Annotated in this window: 8 protein-coding genes; 6 read left to right on the forward strand and 2 right to left on the reverse strand. The window is 69.7% G+C overall.

What is annotated here, in order from left to right:
* The first annotated feature begins 1 nt into the window (after position 1).
* Genes ACZ49J_RS15135 through ACZ49J_RS15145 form a run of 3 tightly spaced genes read left to right on the forward strand, consistent with a single transcriptional unit; the run spans position 2 to position 3,306 of the window.
* Positions 2-898 (forward strand): ABC transporter permease, encoded by an 897-nt coding sequence (locus ACZ49J_RS15135; protein ID WP_467448251.1) that lies wholly within the window; start codon positions 2-4, stop codon positions 896-898.
* The gene (locus tag ACZ49J_RS15140; RefSeq protein ID WP_467448297.1) at positions 898-1,761 is read left to right on the forward strand and encodes an ABC transporter permease; all 864 of its coding nucleotides are present in this window, start codon (positions 898-900) and stop codon (positions 1,759-1,761) included. The genes ACZ49J_RS15135 and ACZ49J_RS15140 overlap by 1 nt, the downstream gene beginning before the upstream one ends.
* Positions 1,762-1,821: 60 nt before the next feature.
* On the forward strand, positions 1,822-3,306 hold the full coding sequence (locus ACZ49J_RS15145; RefSeq protein WP_467448252.1) for an NAD-dependent succinate-semialdehyde dehydrogenase: 1,485 nt from the start codon (positions 1,822-1,824) through the stop codon (positions 3,304-3,306).
* Between the two features lie 345 nt (positions 3,307-3,651).
* Here ACZ49J_RS15145 and ACZ49J_RS15150 read toward each other — a convergent pair whose 3' ends face one another.
* A complete protein-coding gene (locus ACZ49J_RS15150) occupies positions 3,652-4,347 on the reverse strand; it encodes a LysR substrate-binding domain-containing protein (RefSeq protein ID WP_467448254.1) in 696 nt (231 codons plus the stop codon).
* A gap of 467 nt (positions 4,348-4,814) precedes the next feature.
* Between ACZ49J_RS15150 and solA the strand changes: the two genes are divergently transcribed.
* The 3 genes from solA (at position 4,815) to ACZ49J_RS15165 (ending at position 7,512) form a co-directional block, all read left to right on the forward strand.
* Positions 4,815-5,954, forward strand: coding sequence for an N-methyl-L-tryptophan oxidase (gene solA, locus ACZ49J_RS15155; RefSeq protein WP_467448256.1), 1,140 nt, complete (start codon positions 4,815-4,817; stop codon positions 5,952-5,954).
* A gap of 18 nt (positions 5,955-5,972) precedes the next feature.
* The gene (locus ACZ49J_RS15160) at positions 5,973-6,944 is read left to right on the forward strand and encodes a succinylglutamate desuccinylase/aspartoacylase family protein (protein WP_467448258.1); all 972 of its coding nucleotides are present in this window, start codon (positions 5,973-5,975) and stop codon (positions 6,942-6,944) included.
* A 133-nt stretch (positions 6,945-7,077) separates the two neighbouring features.
* Positions 7,078-7,512, forward strand: a complete 435-nt coding sequence (locus ACZ49J_RS15165) for an Lrp/AsnC family transcriptional regulator (protein ID WP_467448261.1) — start codon at positions 7,078-7,080, stop codon at positions 7,510-7,512.
* Between the two features lie 96 nt (positions 7,513-7,608).
* On the opposite strand, the gene ACZ49J_RS15170 is transcribed toward ACZ49J_RS15165, so the two are convergent.
* On the reverse strand, positions 7,609-8,109 hold a 501-nt coding region (locus ACZ49J_RS15170; protein WP_467448265.1), incomplete at its 5' end, for an aldehyde dehydrogenase family protein.

Below are 8,109 nucleotides of genomic sequence, written 5' to 3' on the forward strand. Positions count from 1 at the left end.
CATGGCCGCCACCCTCACCGCCAACGCTCCCGCACGCCCCCGCAAGCTGCTGGCTTCGCGCCGGACGCGGGTCGGGATCCTCTACGCGCTGCCGGTCGTCGTGTACCTGCTGGTGCTGTTCGTCTACCCGATCTTCTCCACGCTGCTGCTCAGTCTGAAGGACGCTGACGGTTCGTTCACGCTGCACTGGTACGCCGACGCGCTGACCGGCGTGAACCTGTCGGTGCTGTTCACCACGCTGCGGATCTCCGCCGAGACAGCGGTCCTCAGCCTGGTCTTCGGGTTCGTTCTGGCCCAGGCGATCTCCCGGCTCAAGCCCATGCTGGCTGGCCTGGCGATGCTGGTCGTGGTCGTCCCGCACTTCGTCAGCGCCCTGGTGCGCACCTACGGCTGGATCATCATGCTCGGTGACAAGGGCCTGGTGAACGAGACCCTGGCCGCCATGTCGGTCCCCGGCGCTCCGTTCCAGCTGCTCTACAACGAGCTGGGTGTGGTGATCGGCACCACCTCCATGATGCTGCCCTACACGGTGCTGCTGCTGTACGGCGTGATGCGTGGGGTGGACCGGCGTCTGCTGGCGGCCGCGGCCAGCATGGGCGCGGGCAAGGTGACCATCTTCCGCCGCGTCTATCTGCCGCTGGTCGCCCCGGGCCTGGCCAGTGCCGGGCTGCTCAGCTTCATCCTGTCGCTGGGCTACTACATCACCCCGGCCCTGATGGGCGGACCCCACCAGACGATGATCGCCACCCTCATCAACCAGCAGGTCACCAAGGAGAACCAGTGGAACGGGGCGGCCGCCCAAGGCGTCATCCTGCTGCTGCTCACCCTGGCCGGACTGCTGCTGGTCAAGCTCGTCAGCTCCCTGGGCGCCAGCCGTAGGAAGAGGAGCGGATCGTGATGGAGCTGCGCAAGTCCCTCGCCGGGCGGATCGCCCTCACGGCCGTGGCCACCGTGATCCTGCTGTTCCTGGCGCTGCCGATCGTGGTCATCCTCGTCACCTCCTTCAGCAACAACGCCTTCGCCGCCTTCCCGCCCGAGGCGTGGACGCTGAACTGGTACAAGGCCCTGTTCGCCGACGGCAGCAAATGGCCCGCCGCACTCTCCCTGAGCGCCCTGGTCGCCGCGCTGAGCACCGTGTTCTCCCTGATCATCGGGGTGACCGCGGCGACCGCCCTGGTCCGCAGCGAACTCCCGCTGCGCTCCGCGGTGTTCGCGCTGGTCCTGGGACCGCTGGTGATCCCACAGATCGTCACCGCGCTGGGTCTGTTCCTGCTCTTCGAGCCGGCCGCGATGCTGGGCAGCCCGATCGCCATCGCCCTGGGTCACACCGTGCTGGCCTCACCGATCGCGGTGCTGATCCTGATCGCGACGCTGCGTGGCATCGACGAACGCCTGGAGGACGCAGGGGCCAGCATGGGCGCGGGCCGGCTGACGATCGCCCGGAAGATCACCTTCCCTCTGGCGGCGCCGGGCATGATCGCGGCGGCGATCTTCTCCTTCATCACCAGCTTCGACGAGTTCTACATCTCCCAGTTCCTCTCCTCGGTCGACACCGTCACCCTGCCGGTGCGGGTCTACAACTCCCTCACCTTCGAGATCGACCCCAGCGTCACCGCGGTCAGCGCGCTCCTCACCGCCTTCGCCATCCTCGCCCTGGGCCTGGTGGCCCTGGTGCGCTGGCTCGGCTCCGGACGGCAGGGTTCCCTGCTCTCGGTCGAGAACACGGCAGGGGTCGCCAACCCCGGAGGCGAGGCCGTATGACCACCCACCGATCGTGCTTCCTCGACACATCATCCTGCGATCAGCGAAAGAGCCACGCGCATGACTGACACGCTCGCCGCTCCCTCATGGGAGGCGGAAGTCCTGGAATCCGTCCCCCGTGGCTTCCTCGCCCACGACTGGCAACCCGCCACCGGAGGTCGCACCTTCGAGGTGCGCAACCCCGCAACCGAGGAAGTCATCGCCACCGTCGCCGACTGCGGCGCTGAAGACGCGCTGAAAGCACTGGACGCGGCGGCCGCGGCCGCCGACCAGTGGGCCCTCGCCGGCCCGCGGGACCGGGCGACCGTCCTGCACCGGCTCACCGACGCCATGACCGAGCACCGTGAGCGTCTGGCCCGGATCATCACCCTGGAGATCGGCAAGACGATCAGAGAAGCCCGGGGCGAGGTCGACTACGCCGCAGCCTATTTCCGCTGGTACGCCGAGGAGGCGGTCCGCCCGCAAGGACGGAGCACACCTTCCCCGGACGGCAGGAGTCACATCGTCACCGTCGCCGAACCGGTCGGACCCTGCCTGCTCATCACCCCATGGAACGTGCCGCTGGCCATGGCTGCCCGCAAGGCCGCCGCCGCCCTCGCCGCCGGCTGTACCGCCGTGCTCAAACCGGCCGCGCTCACCCCGCTGTCCTCCCTGATACTGGGCGAGCTGGCGCGTGAGGCCGGCGCGCCCGCGGGTGTCCTGACCGTGATCACCAGCAGCGACGCGGCAGCCGTCACCACGACGCTGCTGACCGACCCCCGGCTGCGCAAGCTGTCCTTCACCGGCTCTACTCCGGTCGGCAGGCTGCTGCTTCAGCAGAGCGGTGCCCGGGTGCTGCGCACCTCGATGGAACTGGGCGGCAACGCGCCGTTCCTGGTCTTCGACGACGCCGACCTCGACCTCGCGGTCCGCGAAGCGATGATCGCGAAGATGCGGCTGGGCGGCCAGTCCTGTGTCGGCGCGAACCGGTTCCTGGTCCAGGAGGGAATCGCCGACGCGTTCGCCGCTGCCCTGGGCGAACGCATGGCCGCCATTCGGGTGGGCGCCCCGGACCGGGAGGACACCGAGCTCGGCCCGCTGGCCGACCACCGCGCGGTGGACAAGGTCCGTAACCTCGTCGAGGACGCCGTGGCCCGCGGTGCCGTCGTCATCGGCAAGGCGGACATCCCTGACGGGCCAGGCCACTACGCCGCCCCCACCGTGCTGGACCACGTCCCCGCCGATGCCGCGATCATGCACGAGGAGGTCTTCGGACCTGTCGCCGCCATCCACCGGTTCTCCACCGAGGCCGAGGCCATTGTGGTGGCCAACAACACCGAGCACGGCCTCGCGTCGTACGTGATGACGTCCCACATCGACCGCGCCCGCCGGGTCGCCGCCTGTCTGCAAGCCGGCATGGTCGGCATCAACCGCGGCCTGGTCTCCGAGGTGGCGGCGCCCTTCGGCGGGGTCAAGCAGTCCGGTCTGGGCCGCGAAGGCGGACCCGAGGGCCTCCACGAGTACCAGCAGCTCAAGTACCTGTCGATGCCCGGCTTCAACACCTGAGCAAGCCGACACGAGCGCGTGGCTCGCCCGCGTCCGGGCCGGGCAACGCGGTGATCGCGGTGGCGATCCCTTCCGCGACGTCCACTGGCGGGCGCGGCCAAGTCCGCTCCGGGTGGCCGCCGGTCTCCTGCGACGGCCTTGGGAAAGGGGTGTCACTGGAACGCATACGGAGCATCTGGGAGGACAACTCCCAGATGCCCGATCAGCGGCTCGACGGCGTGGTGTTGAGGTTGCCCGTTCTTCGCGGCCATCCTGGTGAGGCCGTGGACGGCCCCGCCCTCGTGTCGACTCGGTCGCCGGCCGGCCACCGTCGTCCAGCAGACGAAGGTGCGATGGGTCCCGTGGTCACACTGGTGCGGAATCGTTGTTGAGCCGACTCGTCTGGGCCCGCAGCCATGCCGTCAGCCGGCGGACGCGTCCGTCCTGCTCGGGTGATCGACGGCTGAGGAGGTGGTAGCTGGTGCCGTCGGGGACGAAACCGAGGGGTGCGACGAGTTGCCCTCGCTCCAGGTCGTCGCGGGCGACGGCATACGGGGCTATTGCGACACCGACGCCGGCCGCGGCGGCCTGGAGGGTCAGATAGAAGTGCTCCAGGGTCTGCTGGGAGGCGGGCTCTGCTTTCATGCCGGTGATACGTCGCCAGTCGTCCCACGCCTGCGGCCGTGTGTCGGTGTGCAGAAGTTTTACCTGCGCTACGCAGGCGGCGCCGGTCACACGGGTCGCGAGATCGGGCCGGCAGACGGGTGCGATCCGCTCTGCGAACAAGCAGGTCCGGCTCGCCTCTTCGGGGAACGGAAGGTCGTCCCGGCGGATCGCGAGGTCGATGTTGTCCCGTTCGGAATGGACAGGGCCGCCGCCGACGGGCGGAGGCCGCGGGCTGCGCCGGCGTCGACCTCCTCGCGTACCGCGCCACCGATGCCGACCCTCTCGACCTGGTTCGCGCCGCCCGCGCCGCCACCACCGGCCGTCTGGTCGTGCCGGCTCGATCAGCGACACCGACCAGATACAGGCGCTCCCATCAGCAGGAGCCGACGCCTTCACCAGCGGGTCCGCCGCCTTCGACGGTTCTTTGCAGCCTCACGCCGGCACCCTGCGGTCCCAACTGGCCCCCGTGGCGAGTCCGTAGCGTAAGCCGCCCCGGGAACCCAGAAGCGAGGCGACGCGGAGCCTCCCCATGAGTGGGGACGCGGTCACCGCTTCGCCGTCCGGGACGAACCGGCATTCGCCCTGCGCGATGACGCGGGCAAGGTCACGGGCGAAGTGTGGTCGAGTCACGCGGCCATCCGCTGGACCTCTTGACTCCCCCCTGAGCGACTGCCATTCTCTGTGCCAGATAATAGCACAGCATACCACATTGTGGCACAAGGGGAAATTCGAGAGCGGGGACGGGCCCCCGAACCCGGGACGAACACGAGCCTTGGGCCCTTGGGCGCGCCCCCTCCAAGCCGCCACAAAGCACCCTCACGCTGGGCACAGCTTGCGGCCCGGCGTCACGAAAGGAAAGTCCTGTGTCAGCTGCGAGGAAGCGCGTCGCGGTCGTCGGCGTGGGAACGATGGGCAGCCAGGCCGCCTGGCGGCTGGCCGCCCGGGGTGCCGAGGTCGTGGGCTACGACCGGTTCGCGCCCGGTCACGACCGCAGTGCCGCAGGTGGCGAGACCCGGGTCTTCCGCAGTGTGCAGACCCACGACGGCCGCTATGTGCCGCTGGTGCGGCACGCCGACGCCCTCTGGAAGCAGTTGCAGGCGGAGACCGGGCGGGAACTGCGCCGACTGATCGGAGCCCTGGTCATGGGGCCGGCCGACGACCCCGAGATACGTACCGTCATGGACGGCATCGCCGAGCACGGTCTCGACCACGAGGTGATCGACACCGAGGTGATGGGCAAGCGTTTCCCGCAGTTCCGCGTCCACGACAGTGACCTGGTGGTCCTCGACTCCCACGCCGGGTTCATCCGCCCCGAGCTGACGATCCAGACCGCGGCCCGGCGCGCCGAGGAGCTGGGGGCCCGGATCCGCCGCTACACACCGGTGCGGGAAGTCACGCCCGTCGCCGGGGGAGGCGTGGAGATCCGCACCGACACCGACACCGAGCGCTTCGACGCCGCCGTCGTCACCCCCGGCCCATGGGTCGGCGACCTGCTGCCCGACCTGCCGTGGGAAGTGAGCATCCACCGCGCGATCAGCGCCTGGTTCCTGCCCCACGAGGACCACCCGGCAGACGCCGAGCGCCCCGCCTTCATCCGCTGCGGCGACACCCCCTTCTACGGCATCCCCTCCCCGGACGGCCTGGCCGTCAAGCTGGGCCTGCCCCAGCCCCACCACAAGCTGGTGGATGATCCCAACCGCCTGAACCGGACCGTCGCACCGGAAGAACTGGAAAGCTTCACCACGGCGGTGCGCCGCCACCTGCCCGGCCTGAACCCCGACCCGGTGCGCCTGTCCGTCTACATGGAGGGCTACACCGACAGCACCCGCCCGCTGGTCGGCCCCCTGCCGGGCTGCGACGACATCATCCTGCTGGCCGGCTTCTCCGGCCAGGGCTTCAAGGTCTCACCCGCCATGGGCGACATCGCCGCCGACCTCGCCCTTCAGGGCCGCACCCCCCAGCCGATCGACTTCATCACCACAAGCGGCCGCACCGCGGCCTGAGCCCGTACGAGGAAAGCCATGACCCTGACCATCGGCACGCTGCGGGCCGAGCCCGGCCGGAAGACCCGCGGGGTCCTGCCCGCCGACCTCGGCACCACGACAGTGGAGGTGCCCCTGATCCTCGTCAACGGCTCCCGCCCCGGCCCCAGGGTCGTGATCACCGGCGGTGTCCACGGCGGCGAGTTCATCCCCGTCGACGCCACCACCCGCCTGGCCGGACTGCTGGAACCGGACGAGATCGCCGGGCAGGTGGTGATCTGCCCCGTCGCCAACCCCCCGGCCGTCTACGGCGGCAGGCTCAACATCTCCCCGCTGGACGGCGTCAACATCAACCGCGTCTTCCCCGGCGACAAGGACGGCGGCCCCACCGACCGCATGGCGGCATGGCTGTTCGAGAACCTGATCGACGGCGCCGACGCCTACATCGACCTGCACAGCGGCGGCATCGACCAGCACCTGCTCGACTTCGTCGGCTACCGCCTCACCCCCGACGACGAGCTGAACGCGAAGAACAAGGCGATGGCCCACGCGGTCGGATACGAGCGGGCCATCTTCGGCACCAGCGCCGACGGCGGCAACAGCCACGCCGCCGCCAACCGCCAGGGCATCCCCGCGATCCTCGTCGAGACCGGCCAACTCGGCGACCGCGACCCCGCCACCGTACGCAGGCTCCTCGACGGCCTGCACCGGCTCCTGCACCACCTCGGCGTCACCGAGGCGCCGCAGCACCTCGCACCGGTGACCGTGCAGCCGCGCGACTGGATCTGGACGGGCGAGGTCGAGTCTCCGGCCGCGGGCCTGTGGTACCCGGACGCGGTCACCGGCGACGAGGTGACCGAGGGGCAGACCATCGGCCGCATCATCGACCCGGCCGACGGCGCCGAACACAAGGTCGCCGCCGTCTCCACCGGAACGATCATCTACAACATGAACGGGCTGACCGTGCGCCCCGGCACGCACCTCGCCGCCATCGCCACCTCTCACGACTGAAGGCCTCGTGCCCGACCGCTGAACCGCCCCCACCCACCTGAGCTGGTCCCCATGCGAGCACGCCCGTGTCTCGGGTGAGCTGGCCGAGTGAGCCGGGATGCCGAGGGACGGTTCGCGAAGGAGGAGGTCCCCCATGGACGCCATTGACGAGAAAATCATCGCCGAGCTGACCCGCAACGCCCGCATCTCGCACTCCGAGCTGGCCGGCAAGGTGCTGCTGTCCCGCAACGCGGTGCGCCAGCGCATCGAACGGCTGGAGCGTCGGGGCCACATCGCCGGCTACACCATCGTCCGCGCAGGCGGCGACGCCGGCGATGTGGTCTCCGCGCTCGTACTCGTCTACCGCCAGGACCGCATGCGCGGCGGGGACGTCCTGGCCGCGCTCAAGCGCATCCCCGAGGTCGTCATCTGCGAGATCCTCAGCGGCGACTTCGACATCATGGTGCGCCTGGAGGCGGCCTCGCTGGAACGCGTACGGGGCATCTGGGAGGACATCGCCCAGATGCCCGGTGTACGGGACACGGTCACCGCGCTCACCCTGTCCAGCGTCGTCAACCGCCATCGCTGAGCGCGGAGTTCACCGGAGCCGGGGTGAGCGGCGCATCCTCAGGGTCTTGCCGGTCACCGTTCGGTGCCAGGGGTTCGCGCTCGGTGCGGAAGGCGGTCATTGGACCATCTCACTGATGTGGTTGACGCAGACGACCTTGGGCTGGGTCATCTCCTCGAAGGCGAAGCGCACGCCTTCGCGGCCCATGCTGCCGTACTTGTACCCGCCGAACGGCATGGCGTCGAAGCGGTAGTCGGACGAGTCGTTGATCATGACGCCGCCGGCTTCCAGCAGCCGGGCCGCGGTCAGGGCGCGGTCCAGGCGTGAGGTGAAGATGCCGGCGTGGAGGCTGTAGTCGATGGCGTTGGCCTGTTCGATGGCGTCGTCGAAGGATGTGAACGGTTGCAGTACGACGACGGGGGCGAACACCTCCTCCTGCCAGATCGAGCAGGTGGCGGGGACGTCTTCGAGGACGGTCGGCGTGTACAGGGAGCCGGTGGCGTTGTTGCCGCACAGCAGTACCGCGCCTTCGGCCACGGCCGTGTCGACCTTGGTCCGGGTGGCGGCCGCGGCCTGATGGGTGATCATGGGGCCGACGTCGGTGTGCTCGTCGCGCGG

It is taken from the genome of Streptomyces sp. NPDC030840 (genome assembly GCF_055572015.1).